Raw genomic sequence first — 22,770 nt, 5'->3', positions numbered from 1 at the left:
GCGACGGACTCCCCAACCCCTCGAGCCCGCGAGCGGGAGCGAGCTTGACGAAACCAAACGAAACCATTTAGATGCGAAACGAAAGGGCGTGTGACCGTGCGTACGGTCACGCTTGGGGGAACACATCCGGGGGGAACTGTGAGACTTCGTTCTGTTGTCGCGGTCGGCGCCGCGTTCGCCAGCAGCCTTGTCGGCATCGCATCCGGTGCCGATGCCGGCTCCGCGCCCGTCAGCGGGGACACCGGCACGATCGCCGCCGACGAGCGGGCTGACGCCATCGAGCTCAGCGACGATCAACTCGCTGCGCTGGCCGACCTCGCGCCGGGCCAGCTCGTCGGCATCGTCGCGGCCACGATGGCCACCGACTACCACAAGTCGTTGAACGAGTCGATCCAGGCTCGGGCCGAGGAGCTCGGCTTCGACGCCGAGATCTTCGACTCGCGTGAGGACCCGAGCCAACAGCTCCAGGGGATCGAAGGCTTCGTGTCCAAGGGAGCGGCCGCCATCATCGTCACCGGACTCGGCGGTGAGTCGATCGGCCCGGCGGCCCAGGAGGCGGCCGACGCCGGCATCTTCGTCGTGCAGGTCGCCGGCCGCGACCTCAACGAGGTCGGTGCCGTGACCGTGAGCGTCGAGGAGGAGGACATCGCCACGGCCGCCGGAACGGCCGCCGGGCTGTACGCCGCCGAGGTCTACGGCGACGAGGAGATCGACATGGTCATCACCGACTACCCGTCGATCGAGTCGCTCGTCGCCCGGGCCGACATGATCGAGGCGTCGTTCCTCGCCGAGTACCCGAACGGCAACTTCCTGGCGAGGATCCTTGGCGGCACGGCGGAGAACGGCGTGACGTCGATGGAGACCGCGCTGCAGGCCAACCCCGACATCACGGGCGTGCTCGGCATCAACGACGCCGGCAACCTCGGCGCCTACCAGGCGCTGGTGAACGCCGGGAAGACCGCCGACGACGTCTTCATCTTCGGCATCGACTGCGAACCGCAGGCCGTCGAGCTGATCGACGAGGGCACGATGTACAAGGGTTGCGTGAACACCAACCCCGTCGGTACCGGCCAGCTGGCCCTCGACGCGTTCGCCTCGTGGCTCAGCGGCGGCACGGTTCCGGGCATCATCGAGGTCCCTGTGTTCGTCTACACCGGCCCGGGCAGCGGTCCCGACGGAGCGGGCACCGAGGCGGCCAGTGCTACTGAGGCGTCAGCTGGAACCGAGGCGTCCGCTGGGACCGAGGCCGGCACCGCTGCTCCCGAGGGCACCGAGGGCTGAGCGACCGAGAGGGCGCGCCGACACCGTCCGCGATGCGGGTACCGAGGACCGACGGGCTGCGGCCCGACCGCTACGTCGAGATCGACCTGGACTGGTTCGAGCCGCACGGGTCGGCGCAACAGGCCACGGTGGCGGAGTTCGTCGAACGCACCGCGCCCCTGTGGCGAGGCCGGCGCGGCGAGTGCGGCGTGATCCTCAATCCGGCGTTCCTCGTCGACGTCGTGACCGAGTTCGGCGGTGAGCTCGACCAGCGGCTCCCGATGCGCACGGCCCGATACGTGCGCTGGCGTGATGCGACCTACGCAGACCTCGGACGGCTGGCCGCGGACCTCCGTGCCGAGGCCACGCGAGCGGGCGTGCCCGGCCTGCGGGTCGGCTTGTTCGTCGCCGGCGTCGGCCGGGTGATCACCGGATCGGACATCTACGACCTGGAGAGCGACTGGTGCGATCGACATCCCGAGCTCTATCCCTTCGACCTGTCGCCGCTGCCGGGACCGGACCTGGACCCGCGCGTTCCGCTGCGCGCCGACGGCCACCGCTACGCCGCCTTCCCGGAGGGGATCGACGAGGGCACCCGCTTCGCCGACGTCCTCGCGGCGCAGTGGGCCGCGGTCGCCGAGGCATGCGGCCTCGACGTCATCCATCTCCGCGACGGCTTCTGGGGACCGATGCTCTACACGCGGCGCGGCCCCTACGGCGTGACGCCATCGACGGACCCCGCCGAGAACGAGTCGTGGACGATCGCCGTGCGCGATCTCTTCGCCGCCGTCAAGCGGGCGCGGCCGACGGCCATGGTGATGGCCTACACGTCGGGAATCGGCGCGACGGCGGAGTGGCGCTCGGGATGCATCGACACCGCCGAGGTCCTGCGGGGCGGCGGTGTCGACGTCCTCATCGACCAGACGTGGGGCGGTGCCTGGCAGGACTGGTGGGACGACTGGTGGAAGGGCTGGACGAACCAGCACACCAACCTGCTCTCCCACGGCGTCGCCGTGCGCCGCAGCGGCCGGCCGGTCCGGCACTACAAGCTGATCGAAACATGGGACGGTTGGGAGCCCTTCGACACGGTCCACGACGTGCCGGGCAAGCTGCGCTGGGCGATGTGGGCATGGTCGCACGCCGCGGTCGTGACGCCCGAGGGGCTCGAGGTTCCCGACGGGACCTATGTGTCGTGGATGAACGACCGACAGCACCATCTGCTCGACGCCGACGCGGTCTCGTTCGTGTCGCGAGAGCTCGACGCCGCGGAGGACGATGCCGCCGGCATGCACGCCGTCGGTGGACCACTGCTGGTGTTCGATCACGACGCGGTGGCTGCGGTGCACGCGTGGACGCCGCGACGCAACAGCGGTGAGCACATCGAAGACGCCGTGGCCCTCGCCATGAAGTGGGGGCTCCCCGTGCTGGCGGCGACGGCTGGCGAGTGGCTCGATCGCGTCCGGACCGACGGCGGGGCGGTGGTGCAGCTCGGCACGACCGTCACCGGCCGGCCCGCGGCGCCACTCGTCGTGGTCGGCCGGGCCGATGCCGTGTCGCCCGAGCTGCTCGCCGCGGCCGGCGCCACGTGCAGCGGCGAGACCCGGCGGTCCGGCTACCACCGTGAGCGGATCGCGTTCGACGGCGAGGCGTCGAACGGATGGATCCACCTGGCCGGAGATGCGTGCGTGGAGATCTCCGGCGATGACGTCGAGGTCCTGGCGGAGGCCGACGAGTGGCCGACACTGGTCGCCAGCGATCGCGACGGCGAGGGCTCGACGCCGTCGGCGACGGCGTGGTGGCAACCGCCCGAGCTCGCCGATCCGTCCAACCCGCTGCTGCCTCGCTCGCAGTACGGGAGCGTCGCCGCCGCACGGGCCGTCGCCCGGTGGTGGTCGCGGCAACCGGCGCCGGTCGCCGTGGAGGATCGGGCGATCCACGAGCCGCTGACCGTGCAGTGGTGGGAATCGGCGGGCGGCCGCACGCTGCTGCTCGGCAACCTGGAGACCGGCTGGCTCGGCGACTCGCGGACCCCACGGTCCGCAGCCGTGCGCATCGACGAGATCACCCTTCGCTTCGACGTCCCGGCGGAGCGATGCGTGGTCGCCAGCGTGTCGGAGGCCGGCGGCACGGTCGAGGTGGTGGCGTCGTGACGGACACGGCGCTGCCACCCGTCGGTCCGACCGGCGCACTCGACGGTGTCGCCAGCGTCCGTGACCGCATTGTCGAGTTCCTCGCCCGCGAAGGGTTCATCGTCATCTTCGTCCTGTGGGCGCTGTACCTGACGATCGCCACCGACACCTTCTTCACGCAGGCGAACATCCTCATCCTGTTGCGCCAGGCGGCCGTGTTCTCGATCATCGGCATCGGCACGACGATGGTCGCGATCCTCGGCGAGCTCGACATCTCGTTCGGCGCCATCCTCGCCCTGTCCGGCTGCATCGGCGCAGCATGGATCGTCGGTGGGCATCACCCGATCGTCGGCATCGCCATCGCCCTCGGCATCGGCGCCGCCGTGGGCACCGTCAACGGCGTGCTCGTCAACTACGCACGCATCCCGTCCGTCGTGGCGACGCTCGGCACGCTCGGCGCCGTCGAGGGACTGGCCATGCTCTACACCGGCGGGTCGAGCATCTTCGGCGAGAACCTCCAGCGCATCTCCTTCCTCGCTCAGGACAAGGTGGTCGGTATCCCGGTGTCGGTCGTCATCGCCTTCGGGTGCTACCTCGTCGCCTGGGCGGTCACCACCCGGACCCAGTTCGGGGCCCACCTCTATGCCACGGGCGACAACCGCGAGGCTGCGTATCGTGCCGGCATCCCGGTCCAGCGGATCCGCCTCGTCGTGTTCGTGGTCGCCGGTGCTCTCGCCGGCTTCGGCGGCCTGATGCAGGCGGCCCGCATCGGGCGGGCGCAGGCGACGATGGGCGCCGACTCGCTGTTCCCCGTGCTCACGGCGGTGATCCTCGGCGGCGTCAGCCTCCAGGGTGGACGGGGCAGGATGATCAACACGCTGATCGCGTCGGTGTTCCTCGCCGCCATCACCAACGGGCTGATCCTGCTCGGCGTGCCGAGCGACGTGCAGCGCGTCGTGCAAGGCGGCGTCCTCGTGGCTGCCGTGTCACTCGATCGGCTCCGGGACTGAGCTGTGAGTGCGCACTCTTTCACCGACGGCGTGCCGCGCTTCGCCGGCCGCAACCTGACCAAGCACTACGGCGGGATCGCCGCGGTGAGCGACGTGACGATCGAGTTCCCGTCGGGCACGGTCACCGCCATCGTCGGCGACAACGGCGCCGGTAAGTCGACGCTCGTCAAGATGCTGAGCGGCGCGCTCCGGCCCGACTCCGGGACCTTGGAGATCGACGGCGACGAAGTGCGCATCCCGCGTCCGGCCGCGGCACGCGAGCTCGGCATCGCCACCGTGTACCAGGATCTCGCCCTGGCCGACCATCGCGACGTCGCCGAGAACCTCTACCTCGGCAGCGAGCTGATCCGCCGGGTCGGCCCGCTGCGGATCCTGCGCCGCGCCGAGATGCGCCGCGGCGCGGTCGCCGCCCTCGACGAGCTGAAGGTGCGCGTCCCCAACGTCGATCGCGAAGTTCGCACACTGTCGGGCGGTCAGCGCCAGGGCGTGGCCATCGCCCGGGCGGTGCACCAGGGAGCGACCATCCTGGTGATGGACGAGCCGATGGCCGCGCTCGGCCTGCAGGAACAGGGGCGCGTGATCAGCCTCGTCGAGCGCTTGGCCGAGCGCGGCCTCACCCAGCTGATCGTCAGCCACAACCTCGACCACGTGTTCCAGCTGTCGACCCGCATCGCCGTCATGCGCCTGGGCCGGCTCACCGCGCTCCGCGAGACCGCCAGCACCGATCGGAGTGAGATTCTCCACCTGATCAGCGGCGTCGGACGCTCGAAGGGTTCCGAGTGACCGGCGCACGGCCCCACCACCGCAGCACGCTGCCCGCGGAGCTTCGCCAGGAGCGCATCCGTTCGTACGTCAACGACCGCGACTTCGTCCGTGTCAGCGACATCTCCGAGCAGTTCGCCGTCTCGGAGGTGACCGTCCGGGCCGACCTCACGGCGCTCGCCGAACGCGGACACGTTCGCAGGGTGCACGGTGGCGCCGTCGCGCGTCGCGTGCACAGCGTGGAGCAGCCGTTCGATCTCGCCCAGGACCACCTCGTCGCCGCCCGGCGACACCTCGGTCTCGCGGCTGCGGAGAGGGTGCGCAGCGGCGACGCCGTGCTGGTCGACGTCGGCACGACGACGACGGCGCTCGCCCGGGCCCTCGTGGCCCGAGCCGACCTCACCGACGTCTCCGTCTTCACCAATGGTCTGACCATCGCCCTCGAACTGGAGGCGGCCGCGCCGCGCGTCAGCGTGGTCGTCACCGGCGGAACGTTGCGACCGATGCAGCATTCGCTGGTCAACCCACTGGGCGCCACCCTGCTTGACGGCATCAGTGCGACCATCGCCTTCATCGGCTGCAACGGGGTGGACCATCGTGGCGGCATCACCAACGTCAACCTGCCCGAGGCCGAGATCAAGCAGCGCATGGTCGCGGCCGCCCGTACCCGCATCGTGGTGGCCGAGGGCCGCAAGGTCGGCGTCGTCGAGCTCGCCCGGGTGTGTGCCATCGAGGAGGTCGACGAACTGATCACCGATGATCGTGCCGACGAGGCCGAGCTCGATGCGATCCGCCAGCTCGGGGTGGACGTGACCGTCGTGCCCGCACCGCCCGACGAGGCGCCGGCGTGACCCGCCGGGTCGCCGTCGTCGGCGCCGGGCCGGCCGGGCTGACCGCCGCCTACCGGCTCGTCGAGCGCGGCTTCCACGTCGACGTGCTCGAACGCGAGGCGGAGGCCGGTGGACGCACGCACACCGAGCACCACGGCGACGGCCACTGGGTGGACACCGGTGCGGGGTGGCTGGCGAGCTTCTACCCCAGCACCCTCGCACTGCTCGACGAGATCGGACAGCGACACCGGCTCTCGCCCATGCCGCTGCGCGGTGGCGGCGATCTCCTGCTCGACGGGCGCCTCGTGCCGACCCCCAACTCCGTCGGGCGCATCCTCGGCTCGTCGCTGCTCGGCCCACTCGACAAAGGGCGCTTCTTCGTCGCCATGGCGAGGCTGTTCGCCACCCAGCGCGGCGACCTGGCGATCGACCTCGACCATGACGGCGAGACTGCGCTCGACGCCCTCGCCGGCTTCGGTACGGCAGCGCGGGAACGCATCGTGCGACCCAACTTCGAAGGTCCCTTCTTCGCCCGGCTCGAGCAGATGTCCGGGGCGCTCGTGCGATCGTGGCTCCGGGTCCTCTCGGTCGGCACGTTCTTCCACGTCGCCGGCGGCATGGACGCTCCGTGGCGGGCCCTGGCCGACCTGCTCGGCGCCCGCACCGGCGTCACCGTCACTGGTGTGGAGACGACGAGGGACGGGGGCGCAGCCGTCCACATCGACGGGTCGGCCGATCGCTACGACGCCGTCGTCCTGGCGATCCCGGCTCCGGTCGCCGCCGAGCTCCTGACGCCGGATGATCGTCCGGCGATCCTCTCCGAGATCGGCTACGTGCCCCACGTCCGCCTGTACGCCGCCCGCCGCGGAGCGGGCCCGGCGCGCAGCGGGATCCACGTCTTTCCCAACGACCTGGTCGCCACCGTCGAGCTCGGCGCCGGGCGGTTCGGCGCCTGGGGCCAGGTTCCCGACGAGTGGGCCTGGGCGCTCGCCTGCGCGCCCGCGGCGTCCAGCGGGCCGCTGCTCGACGCCCCAGCCGAGGAGGTCCAGGACCGCATATGGGCGGAGGCCCGGCGCATCGACCCGCGCGTGTTCCCACTCGACCGAGCCGACGTCGTGCAACTGATCCGGTGGCCGCACGCCGTGCCCGACGTCCGCCCGGGCTATCACGCCCGCCTCGACGCCTTCCATCAGCGACCGCCGGTGTTCTTCGCCGGCGATTGGCTCGTCCAGCCCTGTGTCGAGGGTGCGGTCCGGTCGGGCGAGCGTGCCGCCGAGCTCGTCAGCGGGACGTTGCGATGACGAGTACGGCACGGTCGGGCGACCGGTGGTTGGAGATGGACCTCACGTGGTTCGATCCGGCGGGCCCGTTCGGCCCGCAACTCGACGCCTTGTTCGACCGGATCGGACCGCTCCTCGCCGGGGTACGCGGTCGGCGGGGCATCTTCTTCAACCTCGGGTGGCTCGTCGACCTCGTCACCGAGTGGACCGGGGATCTCGACCAGCCGATCCCGACCCGGAGCCGACGTACCGCGCCCTGGGCCGCCGTGGGGTATCGCAGGCTCGCCGAGTTCGTCGCCGACTATCGCGAGGCGACCGCTCGCCACGGCCTCGACGGCGCCGGCTGCGGGATCCTGTTCGTGGAGTGGGCGCACGTCGTGTGGCCGCCGGAGCTGAAGATCTACGACTTCGACAGCGACTGGTACGAGCGGCACCCCGAGCTCTACGAGCCGGCTCGTTCGTTCATCGGCATGCCCGATCTCCATCCCGTGAACCGGCTCCATGCCGACGACTACCCGTACGCGACGGCGCCCGACGGCATCGCCGAAGGGACCAGCTTCGGCGACTTCTTCGGTGCCCAATGGGCTGCCTTCGCCGCCGCGACCGGGTTCGACGCCATCTTGCTGCGCGACGGCTTCTGCGGGCCGATGATCTACACGCGCAACGGCCCGTACGGCACGACGGCGCCCGACGATCCGGCCGTGGTCGCGGCGTTCTCGGACGCCGTGCGCCACCTCTTCCGCGCCGTCAAGGAGGCGGCGCCGGACCGGACCGTCGTCGGCTACTCGAGCGCGATCAGTCCGGTGGCCGACTGGCGTGTCGGCTGCGTCGACTTCGAGGCCCTCGTCGCCGACGGCCACATCGACGCCTGGATCGAGCAGACCTGGGCCGGTGCGTGGCAGGACTGGTGGCATCAGCTGTGGAAGGGCTGGACGTTCCAGACGGCCAACCTGCTGACCCGGGGAGCGATGATCGCCCGGGCCAACGAGCAGCGGTCCCGTCCGTGCGCGCTTTACCACCTCGTCGAGACGTGGGACGGCTGGGAGCACTGGGACACCATCCACCAGGTGCCCGGCAAGCTCACCTGGGGAGCGTGGGCCTTCGCCCATGCCAGCGCCGCCACACCGGCCGGCCCGCGTCCGAGTGACGGCGCCTACGTGTCCTGGCTCAACAACGGACACATGGAGTTGCTGTCGAGCGACGACATCGCCTTCGTCGGTGGGTTGCTCGATCGCACCGAGGCGAGCGCAGCGGCGCTCGAGCACGTGCACGGGCCGGCGATCGTCTACGACCGGCAGTCGATGGCCGCGCTCGCCGCGTCGAACCCCGCGGACAACGTGGGGGAGTGGATCGACGATCAGGCCGCGCTCGTCATGAAGTGGGCGGTCCCGGTGCTGTCGGCCACCCGGCCCGAGTGGCTCGCCGCCGGTGCCGGCACCGACGGCGTGTTGATCGCCCAGACGCCGTCCGATCCGGATGGGGAGTCCGCACTGTTGTCGGCGGACGGCTTGGCGGTCTTCGGCCGGGCCGACGTCATCGCCGAGCCCGTTCGCAACGAGCTCGGCATCGCCCTGACTGGCGAGCGTCGCGGTGCCGACTTCTGGGTCAGCACCGGCGACCACCCAGACACGCCCACGTTCGATCGTCCCTACGTCCCTGAGCACTGCGTCGTGGAGGTCGCCGAGGATGCGACGGTGCTCTACCGCACCCGCGACACGGCGCTGATGACGCGACGCGGGCGGCGCCTGTGGTGGCAGCCCACCGACTGGTCCGAGCCTTTCAACCAGTTCGTCCCCAAGTACCAGGTCGGCTCGACGTTCCCGGCGTTCCAAGTAGCCACCGTGCTCCACGAGCTCGCCCGCGAGGCGGGGGTGATCCACGCCGTCGCCCCGGCTCGTCCGCTACCCGTCGCGTGGCATGCCTGGCGCAGCGGCGGCGTCGATCATGTCCTCATCGGCAACCTCGAGACCGGGGAGTTCGGCGATTCCCGACTCGGTCGCCGGCTGGAGATACGGCTCCCCGTCGCGTCGCTGGCCCTCGGCCCCTCCGCCAGGATGCTCGAACTGGTCGACGGCTCCGGCGCGGCGTCGTTGGGGCTCTCCCCCTGCCTCGATGCCCCCGGCTTCACCGGCGCCACCATCGATCTGGCCCCGGAGGCGGCAGCGGTGTATCGCGTGACCACACACCAGTGACCACGGGAGATATCAACGCTGGCGTTAATGTTCCCTCCATGAGCAAGAACGCGGCGACCCGCGATACGACCGATCGCCCCGACTCCTGGTCCAGCCCGGGTGGTCGTCGCATCGCCATCACCGGAGCGGCGAGCGGAATCGGACTGGCTGCAGCGCTGGCAGCCATTCGCGCCGGGGACGAGGTCTGGGCCCTCGATCGCGATGAGGCAGCCCTGCGATCGTTGGCGAGCCAGGTGCCAGATGGCCTTCTCCACACAGTGGTCATCGACGTGACCGACCAGCAGTCGATCGCCGCGGCGTTCGGTCCGATCTCGGAGTCGGGCGGCCTCGACGTGTTGGTCAACTCGGCCGGCATCTTTCCTCGGGCCCGGCTCGACGAAGTCAGTCTCGACCATGTCGCAAGGGTGCACGCGGTGAACTTCCTCGGCGCCGTCGGCTGCACGCTGGCGGCGCGTTCCGCCCTTGTCGCCCGGTCCGGACGTGGACCGACGGGTGGCCGTTCCACGATCGTGTTCCTGACGTCGGCGGCAGCGTTGGTGAAGCTTGCGGCATCAGAGTTCCAGCGTGGTTTCGCCGCCTACGGGGCGAGCAAGGCTGCACTCGATCGCTGGGTCGTCGGCGTCGCGCCGGAGTTCGACGCCGAAGGCGTCCTCGTGAGCCTTCTCTGCCCAGGCGCCATCGTGGCGACGCCCGGTGTCGTGAACGTGCTGAGCGAGGAGGAGCGCGTGAACGCGGTCAGCCCTCGCCAAGTCGTCGCGGCGCTGGGCGAGCTCACGTTCGACCGCTTGGAGCGGCCCAACGGTGCAAGGTTGCTCGCCACGGACTATGGCACCGTCTGGGGAGCCGCCACCAGCGGCGTGTGATCAGGCCTTGACCGTCGCGAGGGCAAGTTCGGCGAACGCCTCGCCGACGTCTTGCAGAGACATCGACCCTTTCGGGTTCCACCATCGATGAGTCCAGTTGAAGGCGCCGAGAATCCACAACATGGTCATGTGTGGTTCCAGGTCGACGCGGAACTCACCGGCATCGATGCCCGCCTCGATGATTCCCTGCAGCACTCGGCCATACTCGTCGGCGTTTCGAGCGATGTCGTCGGCCTCTCGCCCCGAGAGCAGCTGATGGATGTTGTTGGCGAGGAAGATGCCGATCTCCGGCGTGTCGCTCATGTCCTGTGTGTAGCGACGTAGGGCCCGCCGCAGCTGCTCGGTCGCCGACTCGGTCGATTCGACGATGGCCTTGAGGTTGGCGGTCATCTGATGCATCGGCTGATACAGCAGTGCGATCAGCAGCTCCTCTTTGGTGCCGACGTAGTAGTAGAGCGACGCCCGCGTGACACCGACCTCCTCGGCGACATCCTCGAGCGTGGTCTGCGCATACCCGAGGCGGCGGAACACTCGTGACGAGGCGTCGAGGATGGCCCGCCACCGATCGTCACTGCGTCGTCCAACAGCCCGGCGGCGTTCGCTCCGGCGGCGGGCGATGTCGCTCTCGGGTTGCGCGAATCGCGCCGTCTGTCTCGGTTTCGGCATCCTGACCTCGGGGTTGTGGCTCGGCGTTCTCACCGATCCGGAACTGTAAACGTTCGACGTCGGCGCGTTGCCGAGGGATCATCGGACTCCCGTCAGCATTGTCGTTGACGTTAGCATGCCGCCCGACATCGGCGACGAGCATCGCATTGGCGCTGCCGTGACGGAAGGGAAGTTCGAAAGTGGCCGCTCCGACGTTCGTGGGTCCGGGGGACTGGATCCGGATCAACGCCTCGCGCATTCCTCAACAGCCCTGCCTCGTCGATGCGGGTTCGAGACGGACGCTCACGTTCGCCGAGGTCAACGACCGCGTCGAACGGCTCGCCACAGCCCTGCGCCGCCGCTGCGCTCCCGGAGATCGGGTCGCCATCCTCGCCACCGACGGGCACCGCTACGTCGAGACGATCCTCGCCTGCATGAAGGCCGAAATCGTCTACGTCCCACTCAACTTCCGCCTCGCGCCGGCTGAGCTCGAGTTGCTGGTGGAGCGCTCGGACGCGCGGCTGCTGTTCGTCAGCGATCGCTACTCAGCTGTCGGTGGTCACCTCCTGAACGCTGTGGCCGGTCTGGAGTCTCTCATCGAGTTCGATGTCGACCAGGGTGAGACCAGTTACGAGGGTTTGGTCCGCTCGCACGAGCCCACCGGCATCGAGTTCACCGGTGACCCAGAGACGGTCATCTCGTTGTCGTTCACCAGCGGCACGACTGGGCGCCCGAAGGGCGTCCAGCAGAGCTATCGAATGATCGCCAACATGACCAAGTCGGTCATCATCGACCAAGGTCTGCGCGCCGACGAGTTCCGCTACGCCTCGTCGCCGCTGTTCCACGTCGCCGGCGCCGTGTTCATCTTCACGGGTATCGCGCTCGGCTATCCGAGCCTGCTGCTCCCACAGTTCGACATCGACGCACTCGTCGACGTTCTGGTCGAGGAACGGGCGCTGACCGGCATGTTTCTCGTGCCGACGATGATCTCGTCGTTGCTCGACCACCCGCGGGCCGCGGAGATCGACTTCGGGGCCCTGCGCTCCGTTTTGTACGGGGCGGCGCCGATCACCCCGGAGCTGTTGCGGCGCGCCCTGGATCGGTTCGATTGTCAAGTGATCCAATCCTTCGGCGCCGGAACGGAGGCCGGCGGGCAATCGGTACTCACGCATGCCGACCACCAACTCGCTCTGACGACGCGCCCTGAGCTGCTCGGCTCGATCGGCCGGCCCGGCTTCGGGGTGGAACTCCGGCTCTGCGACGAGCAGCTCAACGACGTGCCCCGGGGTGAGGTCGGCGAGATCGTCACCCGCTCGGAGACGGTCATGTCGGGCTATCTCGACATGCCCGAGGAGTCGGCCGCAGCCATGGTCGACGGATGGTTCCGCGCCGGTGACCTCGCGTGGATGGACGAGACCGGCTACCTGTTCCTCGCCGGCCGTCGCTCCGACATGATCATCCGCGGTGGCGAGAACGTCTACCCCTCGGAGATCGAGGCGACGCTCGCCGAGCACGCGGACGTCCGGTCGGTCGCCGTGGTCGGGGCGCCCGATGAGCACTGGGGCGAGGTGGTTCACGCCTACGTCATCCCGCACGACGGCGTGGTGATCGATCCGGTCGCGCTCGGGCAGTTCTGCGCCGAACGACTCGCTTCCTACAAGCGTCCGGTGGCCTATCACGTGGTCGACGAGTTCCCGCTCAACGCGAGCGGCAAGGTCCTCAAACGTCTCTTGGACCCGTCCCTGGCTCGGCTTGATTTGCGTCAGCGTTGACGTTTACTCTCTCGGCAGGCCGACCGGCCACGGACACCAATCCAGGGGGAACTCCATGACCGACCATGACCATGACCTCGACAGGTCGAACGAGGGTGCACCAGCGGGACTGATCGGCCGGCGCGCCCTTCTCGGCGCTGCTGGTGCCATCGGTGCGGCAGTGGGACTGGGCGCATTGGCGCCGTCCGCCGCCTCGGCCGCGGCAAGGTCCCGGCTCGCTGCGGCCGCCGGCCGGGCTGCGTCGGCGCCGCCCGCCGGAGCGATGAAGCTCGGATGGGTGCTGCCGACCACGGGCGCGCTGGCCAGCTCGTTCAAGCCGATCTACGCCAGCGCCCAGGTCGCCGTCGACGACCTCAACGCCGCCGGCGGTGTGCTCGGCGCGCCGATCGAGGTCATCGAGTACGACGACGAGGCCAACCCCGCCCGCCAGCCGGCCGTGTTCCGCAAGGTGTCCGAGGACGGCGTGAGCTTCGTCTGCGGACCGACGGGGTCGTCGGCGGCGCTGGCCGGCGTGCCGGTAGCGACGGAGCTCAAGGTCATCACGTTCGCCAACGCCAACGCGACGGCGCTCACGGACGCTGCGACGTACCCCTACAACTTCACGTTCAACTACACGGCGGTGACGCTCGCCGAAGTCCTCCTCGCCGGCGCCCAGTCGCTCGGTCTCACCAAGGTGGCGATCCTCGCCGAGGACTCGGCCCTCGGACAGGAGGTCACCGAGATCGCACCTGAGATCGCCGAGACCCTCGGCGTCGAGCTCGTCGCCTCGGAGAAGCACCCGCTCGACGCGTCCGACTTCCGCCCGTACCTGCGCACACTCCAGGATTCCGGCGCCGAGGGCATCGTCTCGATCCAGTCGAGCGGTCCGAACATCGCCGCGACGCTCCAGGGCCTCGACAACCTCGGCTGGGCACCGCCCATCGTCGGGTCCGCCCTCCACATCGCCCTCGACACCGTGTTAAAGACGGCGAGCGACGAGCTCCTGCCGCAGCTCTACACGATCCAGTTCAAGAACTGGACCCGCCAGGGTGACGAGCCAGTCGGGGAGGCCCAGCGCGACTTCATCGCCAAGCTCAGCGCCATCGAGGGGACGGCGGGGCGCGAGCTCGCCGTGGCCGGCAACGGCAACTACGACTACCTGACCCTGCTCGCCAAGGTGATCGAAGAGATCGGCGCCTACGACGTCGATGCCATCCGCGACGCGCTCGAGGCCACGACGGCGTACGAGGGCCTCAGCGCGACGTTCTCGTTCAGCGCCGAGTCGCACGCCGGCGTCGATGCCGATGCCCTGACGATCGCCTCGATCGCGAGCATCAACGACGCCGAGTCCGAAGGCATCTACCTCCAGGCCATCGAAGCCTGACAATCCGGCCGACGCCGAGGTCACCCCGTGCTCAACGACGTCATCGCCCAGACCCTGCTGTACGGAGTCTTCTACGGGCTCCTGGCCTCGAGCTTCAGCATCGTGTACCGGGCCACCAACGTCTTCAACTTCGCCCAAGGCGAGTTGGTGATGCTCGGCGGCATGCTGACGGCGCAGTTCCTCGTCAGCATCCATGGCAACGTCCTGATCGCGGGAGCGCTCGCACTGGTCGGCGTGGCGGCGATCGGTCTGCTGACCGACGCCGCTGCGATCCGGCCGGTGCAGCGCCGCGATCCGCAGTCACACATGTGGGTGATCTCGACTCTCGCCGTCTCGCTCCTCATCGGCGACATCGCCGGCAAGTACTGGGACACCGACCCCCGCTTCACCAACCCGCCGCTCGGCCTGTCGACCCGGGGTGATTGGCCGCTCGGCTTAAGTCAGTACGCCGTTGCGATGATGGTGTTCATCGTGCTGATCCTGATCGGCATCGACCTCTTCGACCGTTCTCGGTGGGGGCGGGCGACGCTCGCCGTCGCCGAGAACCGGGAAGCTGCCATGTTGCGCGGGATCCGGCCCCAACTCGTCGGGCGCTTGGCCCTCATCGGCGGCAGCGTCGTCGGCGGCCTGGCCGGCCTGTTGATCTCGCCGATCCTCTATGCCTCGATCGCCCTCGGTCCGATGATGCTCATCAAGGGCTTCATGGCAGCCGGCATCGGAGGGATCGGCAACCCGCGCGGCGGCCTGATCGGGGGTCTGTTGATCGCGCTCGCCGAGGCGGTCACCGCGACCTACTTCTCCCCCGGCTACCAGTCGGTGATCACCTTCGCGCTGTTGTTGGCGGTGCTGATGGTGCGGCCCCAAGGCCTGATGTCGACGGCGGGAGCGGTACGTGTCTGACCTGCTCGGACGCGCGGCGACCGAGCCCGACGCGGGTGCGCCGATCGCGACCGCAACCAGCTCGGGGGACCGGAGCGCGCGGACGCGTCCGGTGTGGCCGCTCTTGATCGCGGCGCTCGTCGCGGCCCTGGTCGTGCCCCAGCTGATCAGCAGCAGCTATTGGGCCTTCGTGATCGCGTTCGCCACGGTGATCGCCCTCAACACGATGGGGCTCAACCTGCTCTACGGCTATGGCGGTGTGGTGTCACTCGGCCACGGAGCCCTCGTCGGAGTCGGCGCGTACACGACCGGTGTGCTCATGACGAGGTACGACCTCTCGTACTGGCTGGCCGCCCCCGTCGCGATGGTCGTGACCGCTGCCGTCGGATCGATCATGGCGCTGCCTTCGCTCCGCCTGTCGCGTTGGTACTTCGCCATCATCAGCCTCGCGTTCGCCGAGATGCTGGAGACCCTGATGGTCGAGATGCGCGGTTGGACCGGTGGTCACGCCGGGCTGCTCGGCATCCCGAGACCATCGCTGTTCGGTTCGAGGCTCGACGACCAAGGGGTGCTCGCGCTCGCGCTCGTACTGCTCATCGTGACCTACGCGTTGGTGCGCAACCTCGTGCAGTCACGGATCGGCATCGCACTGGTGAGCGCCCGTGACGTCGAGGTCGCGGCCCGCAGCAACGGGGTGAGTCCGTTCGCCACCCGATTCGGCGTGTTTATGTTGTCGGCGGCTGTGGCCGGACTCGGCGGGTCGCTCTTCGCGATCCAGAAGTCGGTGCTCACACCGGACGATTTCACCTCAGCGCTCTCGATCTTCATGCTGATCGCCGTCGTCATCGGCGGCGCCGGGAGCCTCGCCGGACCGGTGATCGGCGCCGCGGTGTTCTTCCTGTCGCCCGACGTCCTGTCGTGGCTGGAGGAGTGGCGGGTGATCGCCTTCGCCGTCGCCCTGCTCGTGCTCGTGGTCTTCGCCCCCGATGGGTTGGCGGGCCTCATCCGTCGCCTCGTCGATCGGCTCGCGCCGCGGCCTGACGCGACGGCGACGGTGGTGCCTGCGGGCACGGGCGGTTGGAAGCTGGGCCACGCTCGCGCAGCAGTGTCGACCGGTCCGGTGCTGTCGGCGCGTGGCATCGGCAAGTCGTTCGACACGTTGACCGTGCTCGACGACGTCGACTTCGACGTGTCGCCTGGTGAGGTCGTGGCCATCGTGGGGCCCAACGGATCCGGCAAGACCACACTGCTGAACTGCGTGTCGGGTGTGTACACAGCCGACCGGGGCTCGGTGACGCTCGGCGAGATCGACGTGACCGGTCGCTCGACCCACGAGATCGCCAGGGCCGGCCTGACCCGCACGTTCCAGCAGCCGCAGCTCACCAACTCGCTGAGCGTGCAGGACAACGTGCGTCTCGGCGTGCATCACCTCGGCCGGGCGAACCTGGCCGAGCTCATGCTTCGCCTGCCTCGCGGGAGCAAGGACAACCGCGAAGCCGATGGGGCGGCCGCGCGTGCGCTGGCCGAACTCGGGTTGGGTCACCTCGCCGGACTGCGTCCCGATGACGTGCCGCACGGCCAGCAGCGGCTAGTCGAGATGGCCAGGGTCGCCATCGGCTCGTCGGTCGCCGTCCTCCTGGACGAGCCGGCCGCCGGTCTCGACGAGAGCGAGCTCAGGGAGTTCAGCAAGCTCGTGCGGGCACTCACCACCGCGGGGATCGCGGTCGTCCTCGTCGAACACCATGTGCAGCTGGTACGGGATCTCGCCGACCGGGTGATCGTCCTCGACCAGGGTCGCGTGCTCGCGGCGGGAGGGCCCGACGAGGTGTTCGCCGACCCGGCCGTTCGTCGGGCCTACCTGGGAGCCGAGTCGGCGTCGTGAGCCTGCTCGAACTCGCCGGACTGCGGGCCGGCTACGGCCGGCTGGAGATCGTCCGCAGTGTCGACATGACGGTCGAGGAGGGCAAGGTGACCGTGCTGCTCGGCCCCAACGGGGCGGGCAAGACGACGCTGCTGCGCTCGCTGACCGGACTGGCCGACGTGCAGTCGGGGACCGTGCGGTTCGGTGGCGACGACCTCACCGGTGCATCGGCCGCGACCATCGTGCGCGCGGGCATCGGATTCGTCCCCGCCGGCCGGCAGCTCTTCCGCAACCAGACGGTCGCCTCCAACCTCGATCTCGGCATGTTCGGCCTCAAGCTGTCGCGAGCGGAACGGCGCGAGCGGATCGACGCCGCCTGTGCCATGTTCCCCATCCTCGGCGAGTTCATCGGGCGGCGGGCCGGCCTACTCAGCGGAGGCCAGCAACAGATGCTCGCGCTCGGTCAGGTACTCGTTCGCCGGCCGCGCCTGTTGATCCTCGACGAACCCTCCCTCGGCCTCGCGCCGGCGATCATCCTGTCGCTCTTCGCCTCGTTGCGGGCGCTGGGCGACGATGGCCACACGGTGCTGCTCGTCGAACAGGCCGTCGACGCCGCACTGTCCATCGGTGACGTCGGCTACGTCCTCGCCAACGGGCAGATCCTCGGCTCGGCCCCGGCCGCCGAACTGCACGACCATCCCGCGCTCGACGAGGCGTTCCTCGGTCGAAGCAGTAACACCCCCCAGAAAGGTTGATCTCGAATGCTCACGGGTGACGACTACCGCAAGTCCCTCCTCGACGGACGCGAGACGTTCTTCGAAGGCCGGCGCGTCGAGGACATCGGTGCCGAGCCGGCGCTGGACATCGCCGTTCGGAGCGTTGCCGCTGGGTACGACCGGCACTACGCCGCCGGCCCCGACGCGCGCAATCCGCTGATGGAGGCGCCCCGCTCGATCGAGGAACTGCGCGATCGCATCCCGATGCTGCATGCCGTCGACGTGCTGACCAACGTCACGTACCAGTCGCTGATGACGCTGTTCACGGTGGGTGGCCGGATGGCCGAGGGATCGGAGGAGTTCATCGAGCGGATGCACGCCTACGTCGACGACGCCCGGGCCAGGGACATCCGCATCACCGAGTGCATCACCGACGCCAAGGGCAACCGCGCCAACCCGCCGTCGCGACAGACCGACCCCGACGCCTATGTCCATGTCGTCGATCGCCAGCGTGACGGCGTGGTGATCCGTGGCGCCAAGTTGCACATCACGGGTGCCTCGCTCGGCCACGACCTGATGGTGATGCCGACCAAGAACATGAAGGCCGGCGAGGAGGAGTACGCGATCGCGTGTGCCGTTCCCGTCAACGCACCGGGCGTCCGCATCGTCAACACCACCTACGCGCCGCGAGTCGCAGACGCCAGGCACTTCCCGGTGAGCTCGCGCAACGCCATCCCCGACGGCTTCGTCGTCTTCGACGACGTGTTCGTCCCGAACGAGCGCATCTTCCTCGACGGCCAAGGGCGCTACGCCGCTGTGTTCGCTCACTCCCTGGGGCTCTGGGAGCGCCTTGGCGGCATCGCCTTCATGGTCGAGGAGGCCGACGAGATGGTCGGGGCGGCGCAACTGATCGCCGAGGCCAATGGCACCGCCGGCATCGCGCACATCCAGGAGAAGATCAGCGAGCTGGTCATCCACGCCACGATGCTGCGGGCCGGGCTCGAGTCGGCGATCACTCACGCCGAGCGGACGCCGGAGGGCTACTTCTATCCCAACGAGCTGTTCACCAACGCCGCGAAGTTCCAGGGCGCGGCGCAGTACAACCTCATGGTGAGGCACCTTCACGACATCGCCGGCGGCGCCGTCCTGACGGCGCCGGCGCTCTCGGACTTCGACAATCCCGACACCGGGCCGTCCCTGCGCAAGTACATGAGCACGATGGACGGTGTGGACGGTGAGTACCGCGCCCGGCTGTTCCATCTCATCCGCGACCTCACGGCCGACGCCTACGGCGGGTGGCGGTTCGTCACCAACATCCAGTCCGGTGGCGGTCTGTTCGCACAGCGGCTCGTGACTCGCAAGCACTACGACATGGACCGGGCCAAGCAGATCGCCCTGCGGTCGGCCGGCATCGAGGAATGAGCTCCGCACGGCCCGAACTACTCCCGAGCTCGGAGGAACTCGACCGTTTCGCCGACGAGGCGGCCCGCGTCGTCGGCGAGCTCGTCGCCGCCGGAGCACTCGACCCCCACCACGAGCACCGGCGGAGCGACCGCCTGCCGGTGCTCGGCGGTGACGCCGCGCCGAGCGAGGCGAGTCGTGAGCGCAGCCGCGCCTACCGTCGAGCTCTCTTCGACGGCGGGCTCGGATGGCTGAGCGGGCCGACCGACGCCGGTGGCGCTGGGCGCCATCCGCTCTTCGAGTGGGCACTGAGTGAGGTCGAGCACCGCTTCGACGTGCCCGACCAGGGCCTGTTCGAGGTCGGTCGGAGCATGGTCTCTCCCGCGGTCGTCGCCCATGGATCGCCGTGGTTGCGTGAGCGGTACCTGCGAGGCATCCACCGCGGCGACATCATCTGCTGCCAGCTCCTGAGCGAGCCCGAGGCGGGCAGCGATCTGGCGTCGCTCCGCACGACCGCCGTTCGCGACGGTGACGGGTGGGTCGTGAACGGGCAGAAGGTGTGGAGCTCGAACGCCCACCTGGCACAGCTCGGCCAGCTGCTGGTGCGGACCGATCCGGACGCTCCGAAACATCGCGGACTGTCGATGTTCCTGCTCCCGATGGAGACCGCGGGAATCGAGGTGCGGCCACTCCGTCAGATGACCGGTGACGCCGAGTTCAACGAGGTGTTCCTCGACGACGTGCGCATCCCCGACGATCACCGCGTCGGCGACGTCGGTGGCGGTTGGGCGGCGACGCTGACCACGTTGATGAGCGAGCGACACTCGATCGGAGGGCACGCCGCGCTCGGCGACGAAGCCATTCGCCGGCTCGTCGACATCGCACGCGCTTCCGGCGACGTCGAACGGCCGACGGTACGGCTCGCACTCGCCGATCTGCACATGCGGTCGCGGTTGTTGCACCTGCTCGGCGATCGTCAGCGTCAGGCTGCGATGGCCGGCCGGCCGCCCGGCCCCGAGGGGTCGATCTCGAAACTGTTGCACACCACGCAGCTGCGCGAGCTCGGCCAGCTGGCCGGGCAACTCCTCGGGCCGGCGATGACCGCGGACGGCGGTGCGTGGGGCACCTACTCCTGGGCCGACTTCGTGTGCAGCGCCCCAGGCCTGCGGATCGCCGGCGGCACCGACGAGATCCAGCGCAACACGCTGGCCGAGCGCGTGCTCGGCCTGCCCCGCTGAGTCAGCTGCTCGTCCCGGCCGTGTGGAGCGCCATCAGGCGCGGCACGACCTCCTCGAACACGGCCTCCACCACGGAGTCGTCGATCCCGGGAGCGACCACGCTCGGGGGGTTGTAGAGGACCAGTGTGGTGATCCCCACCTCGGTGTAGCGACCGACGAGGTCCTCGAACGCGTCGGTGCTGGCCCACATCGGCTCGTCGCTCACGGCGGTGTTGCCGACGAGCATCAACCGCTCGATCGAGCCCGGATCGCGGCCGTGGCGCACGGCGGCGTCTTCCAGCATGGCCACCCGCTGGCGGGTGATCGCCTCGACGCCGGCTGCTCCGAGGCCGTAACCGCCGTAGGAGCACCAACCGTCGCCGCGCTCGCCGGCGAGCTCGATCGCCTTGGGGCCGTGGGCGGCGACGATCAGCGGAGGACGCGGGGACTGCTTGGAACGAGGGCGTATCTGGAACGGTTCGTCCACCCAGACCGAGTCGTCGGAGGCCGGGGCCTGATCGCCGCGGAGCACGCAATCGAGCAGCACGACGGCGTCGCGGAAGCGACCCTGTCGTTCGTCGTCATCCCACATGGGCGTCTGCACGAGGGCGTGATCGGGTTCGGCGTAGCCCGACCCGATCGTCAGTGAGAGCCGGCCACCGGACGCGTGGTCGACGGTGATCGCCTGGCGGGCGAGCAGCGTCGGGTGGCGCAACACGACGTTGCCGGCCATCGGCCCGATGCGGATGGTCTCTGTGGAGGCTGCGAGCCCGGCCAACGCCGCCCACGCCTCGAACCACGGCGCCCCCACGGCGACCGGGTTGGCGATGTGGTCGTCGATCCAGACCGTGCCGAACCCGAGACGCTCGAGCTGTCGGGCCCGCTCGACGAGGTCCGGCCACCCGAAGGCGGGAATCAACATTCCGTCGAATCGCATCGGGTCAGATCACCTTCGAGGCGTGGCCGACCCAGTACGGGTCACGCAGACGGCGCTTGTAGAGCTTGCCATTGGCGTCGCGCGGCAGCGACGCCTCGAACTCGATGCGGCGAGGCACCTTGTAGCCGGCGAGCGACTGACGGCAGAACTCGGTGAACTCCGCCTTCAGGGCCTCGCTCCCGGCGACGCCGTCAGTGAGCTCGATCACCGCGATGACCTGCTCGCCCATCTCCTCGTGGGGGATTCCGAAGACGGCGACGTCGTGCACCTTCGGGTGCTCGGACAACACGTTCTCGATCTCTTGGGGGTAGATGTTGACCCCGCCCGAGTTGATCGTGTTGCTCTTGCGATCGGTGAGGAACACGTACCCGTCGGCGTCGAGGTACCCGATGTCGCCGAGGGTGAACAGACCGTTGTGGAATGCCTCGTCCGTCTTGGCCTGGTCGTTGTGATAGGCGAAGCGATGGACCGAGATCGGCTCGAAGTAGATCAGGCCGGCCTCGCCCGCAGGCAGCTCCTCGTGGGTCGTCGGGTCGAGCACACGCACCGTGCCGCCCGACCAGTGGCGGCCGACCGATCCGGGGCGCTCGAGCCATTCGGCCGAGCTGATCATCGTGCCGCCACCCTCGCTGCCGGAGTAGTACTCCCAGATGATCGGGCCGAAGTACTCGATGGCCCGCTGCTTGAGGGGGATGGGACAGGGCGCAGCGGCGTGCCAGATCATCTCGAGGCTGCTCAGGTCGAAGCGAGCCAGCGTCTCGGCAGGGAGGTCGAGAATGCGCTTGATCATCGTCGGCACCAGCTGGAGGTGCGTCACCCGCTGGTTCTGGATCATCGCCAGCGTCTGCTCGGCGTCGAACCGGCGGGCGATCACCGACGTGCCGCCGACGGTCTGCATGGCAGCCGTCCAGGCCACCGGCGCTGCGTGGTAGAGGGGGCCGGGCGACAACAGCACCGCGCCCCGGCGCAGCCGGTAGTGCGTGGCGCAGTACTTCATCAGCGAGGTGCCGTCGTCGGGCCCACCGCCGCTGAGTGCGGCCTTGATGCCTTTCGGGTAGCCCGTGGTGCCCGACGAGTAGAACATCACACCGCCGGCGATCTCGGGATCGACCGGAGCGACGGGCTGAGCGGCGAGCAGGGTCTCGTAGTCGAGCTGGCCGGGGACTGGAGACGCGGACGACTCGTCGGGCGCGGTCACGCCGACGGAGACGAGTGCGACGTCGGGGCGTTCGGCCAGAGCCCGTGCCACCACGCCGGCGAGCCGGGAGCTGAAGAACAGCACGCGCACGCCGGAGTCGCGCACGATGTAGTCGACCTCTGGAGCGGTGAGGTGGAAGTTGATCGGGGTGATGTGCACCCCCGAGCGCATTCCGCCCCACCAGACCTCGAGCACGTGCTCGTCGTTGTCGAGCAGGTATCCGATGCTGCTGCCCGCGCCGGCGCCGAGGCTGCGCAGGGCGTGGGCCACCTGGTTCGACCGTTCGTCGAGCTGACGGTAGGTGAGCACGATCTCGCCGTCACCGACGACGACGGCCGGGTGATCGGGGCGCAGGGCGGCCCACTGGCCGATGTACACGGCACGGTCGGCCAGATCGTCGGCCGGCTCGCCTGCGGGATTGGTCTGGTTCGCTGTGTCGCTCATGATCGTCGTGT

General features: G+C 69.3%; 18 protein-coding genes. 15 read left to right on the top strand and 3 right to left on the bottom strand.

Features of this window, described 5'->3' with window-relative positions; genetic code table 11:
• Nucleotides 1-138: 138 nt before the first annotated feature.
• The 8 genes from DN771_RS07725 to DN771_RS07690 are packed head-to-tail and all read left to right on the top strand — an operon-like array spanning nucleotide 139 to nucleotide 10,326.
• On the top strand, nucleotides 139-1,281 hold the full coding sequence (locus tag DN771_RS07725) for a sugar ABC transporter substrate-binding protein (RefSeq protein ID WP_116996766.1): 1,143 nt from the start codon (nucleotides 139-141) through the stop codon (nucleotides 1,279-1,281).
• Between the two features lie 32 nt (nucleotides 1,282-1,313).
• On the top strand, nucleotides 1,314-3,410 hold the full coding sequence (locus DN771_RS07720) for a hypothetical protein (RefSeq protein ID WP_116996765.1): 2,097 nt from the start codon (nucleotides 1,314-1,316) through the stop codon (nucleotides 3,408-3,410).
• Complete coding sequence (locus tag DN771_RS07715) at nucleotides 3,407-4,399, top strand: ABC transporter permease (RefSeq protein ID WP_162941677.1); 993 nt, start codon at nucleotides 3,407-3,409, stop codon at nucleotides 4,397-4,399. The genes DN771_RS07720 and DN771_RS07715 overlap by 4 nt, the downstream gene beginning before the upstream one ends.
• A 3-nt stretch (nucleotides 4,400-4,402) precedes the next feature.
• Complete coding sequence (locus DN771_RS07710; RefSeq protein ID WP_116996763.1) at nucleotides 4,403-5,182, top strand: ATP-binding cassette domain-containing protein; 780 nt, start codon at nucleotides 4,403-4,405, stop codon at nucleotides 5,180-5,182.
• Nucleotides 5,179-6,012: a DeoR/GlpR family DNA-binding transcription regulator gene (locus DN771_RS07705; RefSeq protein ID WP_193615355.1), complete on the top strand. Its 834-nt coding sequence runs from the start codon at nucleotides 5,179-5,181 to the stop codon at nucleotides 6,010-6,012. Before DN771_RS07710 ends, DN771_RS07705 begins: the two co-directional genes overlap by 4 nt.
• Entirely contained in the window at nucleotides 6,009-7,292 is a 1,284-nt protein-coding gene (locus tag DN771_RS07700) for a protoporphyrinogen/coproporphyrinogen oxidase (RefSeq protein ID WP_116996762.1), read from the top strand. The genes DN771_RS07705 and DN771_RS07700 overlap by 4 nt, the downstream gene beginning before the upstream one ends.
• Entirely contained in the window at nucleotides 7,289-9,463 is a 2,175-nt protein-coding gene (locus DN771_RS07695; RefSeq protein ID WP_116996761.1) for a hypothetical protein, read from the top strand. The genes DN771_RS07700 and DN771_RS07695 overlap by 4 nt, the downstream gene beginning before the upstream one ends.
• Nucleotides 9,464-9,501: 38 nt before the next feature.
• On the top strand, nucleotides 9,502-10,326 hold the full coding sequence (locus tag DN771_RS07690; protein ID WP_116996760.1) for an SDR family NAD(P)-dependent oxidoreductase: 825 nt from the start codon (nucleotides 9,502-9,504) through the stop codon (nucleotides 10,324-10,326).
• Here the strand turns inward: DN771_RS07690 and DN771_RS07685 are convergent, their stop codons facing one another.
• Entirely contained in the window at nucleotides 10,327-10,992 is a 666-nt protein-coding gene (locus DN771_RS07685) for a TetR/AcrR family transcriptional regulator (RefSeq protein ID WP_116996759.1), read from the bottom strand.
• Nucleotides 10,993-11,171: 179 nt separating this feature from the next.
• On the opposite strand from DN771_RS07685, the gene DN771_RS07680 reads away from it, so the two are divergent.
• The 7 genes from DN771_RS07680 to DN771_RS07645 are packed head-to-tail and all read left to right on the top strand — an operon-like array spanning nucleotide 11,172 to nucleotide 20,201.
• Entirely contained in the window at nucleotides 11,172-12,743 is a 1,572-nt protein-coding gene (locus DN771_RS07680; RefSeq protein WP_116996758.1) for a class I adenylate-forming enzyme family protein, read from the top strand.
• Nucleotides 12,744-12,798: 55 nt separating this feature from the next.
• Entirely contained in the window at nucleotides 12,799-14,106 is a 1,308-nt protein-coding gene (locus tag DN771_RS07670; RefSeq protein WP_162941676.1) for an ABC transporter substrate-binding protein, read from the top strand.
• 27 nt (nucleotides 14,107-14,133) lie between these two features.
• Nucleotides 14,134-15,006, top strand: coding sequence for a branched-chain amino acid ABC transporter permease (locus DN771_RS07665; protein WP_116996755.1), 873 nt, complete (start codon nucleotides 14,134-14,136; stop codon nucleotides 15,004-15,006).
• Nucleotides 14,999-16,867, top strand: a complete 1,869-nt coding sequence (locus DN771_RS07660; protein ID WP_116996754.1) for a branched-chain amino acid ABC transporter ATP-binding protein/permease — start codon at nucleotides 14,999-15,001, stop codon at nucleotides 16,865-16,867. Before DN771_RS07665 ends, DN771_RS07660 begins: the two co-directional genes overlap by 8 nt.
• The gene (locus DN771_RS07655; protein ID WP_205528476.1) at nucleotides 16,864-17,601 is read left to right on the top strand and encodes an ABC transporter ATP-binding protein; all 738 of its coding nucleotides are present in this window, start codon (nucleotides 16,864-16,866) and stop codon (nucleotides 17,599-17,601) included. Before DN771_RS07660 ends, DN771_RS07655 begins: the two co-directional genes overlap by 4 nt.
• A gap of 6 nt (nucleotides 17,602-17,607) precedes the next feature.
• On the top strand, nucleotides 17,608-18,984 hold the full coding sequence (locus DN771_RS07650; protein WP_116996753.1) for a 4-hydroxyphenylacetate 3-hydroxylase N-terminal domain-containing protein: 1,377 nt from the start codon (nucleotides 17,608-17,610) through the stop codon (nucleotides 18,982-18,984).
• The gene (locus DN771_RS07645) at nucleotides 18,981-20,201 is read left to right on the top strand and encodes an acyl-CoA dehydrogenase family protein (protein WP_116996752.1); all 1,221 of its coding nucleotides are present in this window, start codon (nucleotides 18,981-18,983) and stop codon (nucleotides 20,199-20,201) included. The genes DN771_RS07650 and DN771_RS07645 overlap by 4 nt, the downstream gene beginning before the upstream one ends.
• Nucleotide 20,202: 1 nt before the next feature.
• Here the strand turns inward: DN771_RS07645 and DN771_RS07640 are convergent, their stop codons facing one another.
• Nucleotides 20,203-21,117, bottom strand: coding sequence for an LLM class flavin-dependent oxidoreductase (locus tag DN771_RS07640; RefSeq protein WP_116996751.1), 915 nt, complete (start codon nucleotides 21,115-21,117; stop codon nucleotides 20,203-20,205).
• Nucleotides 21,118-21,121: 4 nt separating this feature from the next.
• Nucleotides 21,122-22,759, bottom strand: a complete 1,638-nt coding sequence (locus DN771_RS07635) for an AMP-binding protein (RefSeq protein WP_205528475.1) — start codon at nucleotides 22,757-22,759, stop codon at nucleotides 21,122-21,124.
• Nucleotides 22,760-22,770 lie beyond the last annotated feature (11 nt).

This window comes from Desertimonas flava (assembly GCF_003426815.1).
In the GTDB taxonomy this organism is placed as follows: domain Bacteria; phylum Actinomycetota; class Acidimicrobiia; order Acidimicrobiales; family Ilumatobacteraceae; genus Desertimonas; species Desertimonas flava.
Note: the sequence above shows the minus strand (reverse complement) of the source record. Positions and strands in the feature narration are given on the sequence as shown.

Excerpts from the sequence above, each read along its gene's own strand:
- DN771_RS07720 (WP_116996765.1), top strand. The coding sequence starts at position 1,314 with ATGCGGGTACCGAGGACCGACGGGCTGCGGCCCGACCGCTACGTCGAG.
- DN771_RS07695 (WP_116996761.1), top strand. The coding sequence starts at position 7,289 with ATGACGAGTACGGCACGGTCGGGCGACCGGTGGTTGGAGATGGACCTC.
- DN771_RS07690 (WP_116996760.1), top strand. The coding sequence starts at position 9,502 with ATGAGCAAGAACGCGGCGACCCGCGATACGACCGATCGCCCCGACTCC.
- DN771_RS07685 (WP_116996759.1), bottom strand. The coding sequence starts at position 10,992 with ATGCCGAAACCGAGACAGACGGCGCGATTCGCGCAACCCGAGAGCGAC.
- DN771_RS07670 (WP_162941676.1), top strand. The coding sequence starts at position 12,799 with ATGACCGACCATGACCATGACCTCGACAGGTCGAACGAGGGTGCACCA.
- DN771_RS07650 (WP_116996753.1), top strand. The coding sequence starts at position 17,608 with ATGCTCACGGGTGACGACTACCGCAAGTCCCTCCTCGACGGACGCGAG.
- DN771_RS07645 (WP_116996752.1), top strand. The coding sequence starts at position 18,981 with ATGAGCTCCGCACGGCCCGAACTACTCCCGAGCTCGGAGGAACTCGAC.
- DN771_RS07640 (WP_116996751.1), bottom strand. The coding sequence starts at position 21,117 with ATGCGATTCGACGGAATGTTGATTCCCGCCTTCGGGTGGCCGGACCTC.
- DN771_RS07635 (WP_205528475.1), bottom strand. The coding sequence starts at position 22,759 with ATGAGCGACACAGCGAACCAGACCAATCCCGCAGGCGAGCCGGCCGAC.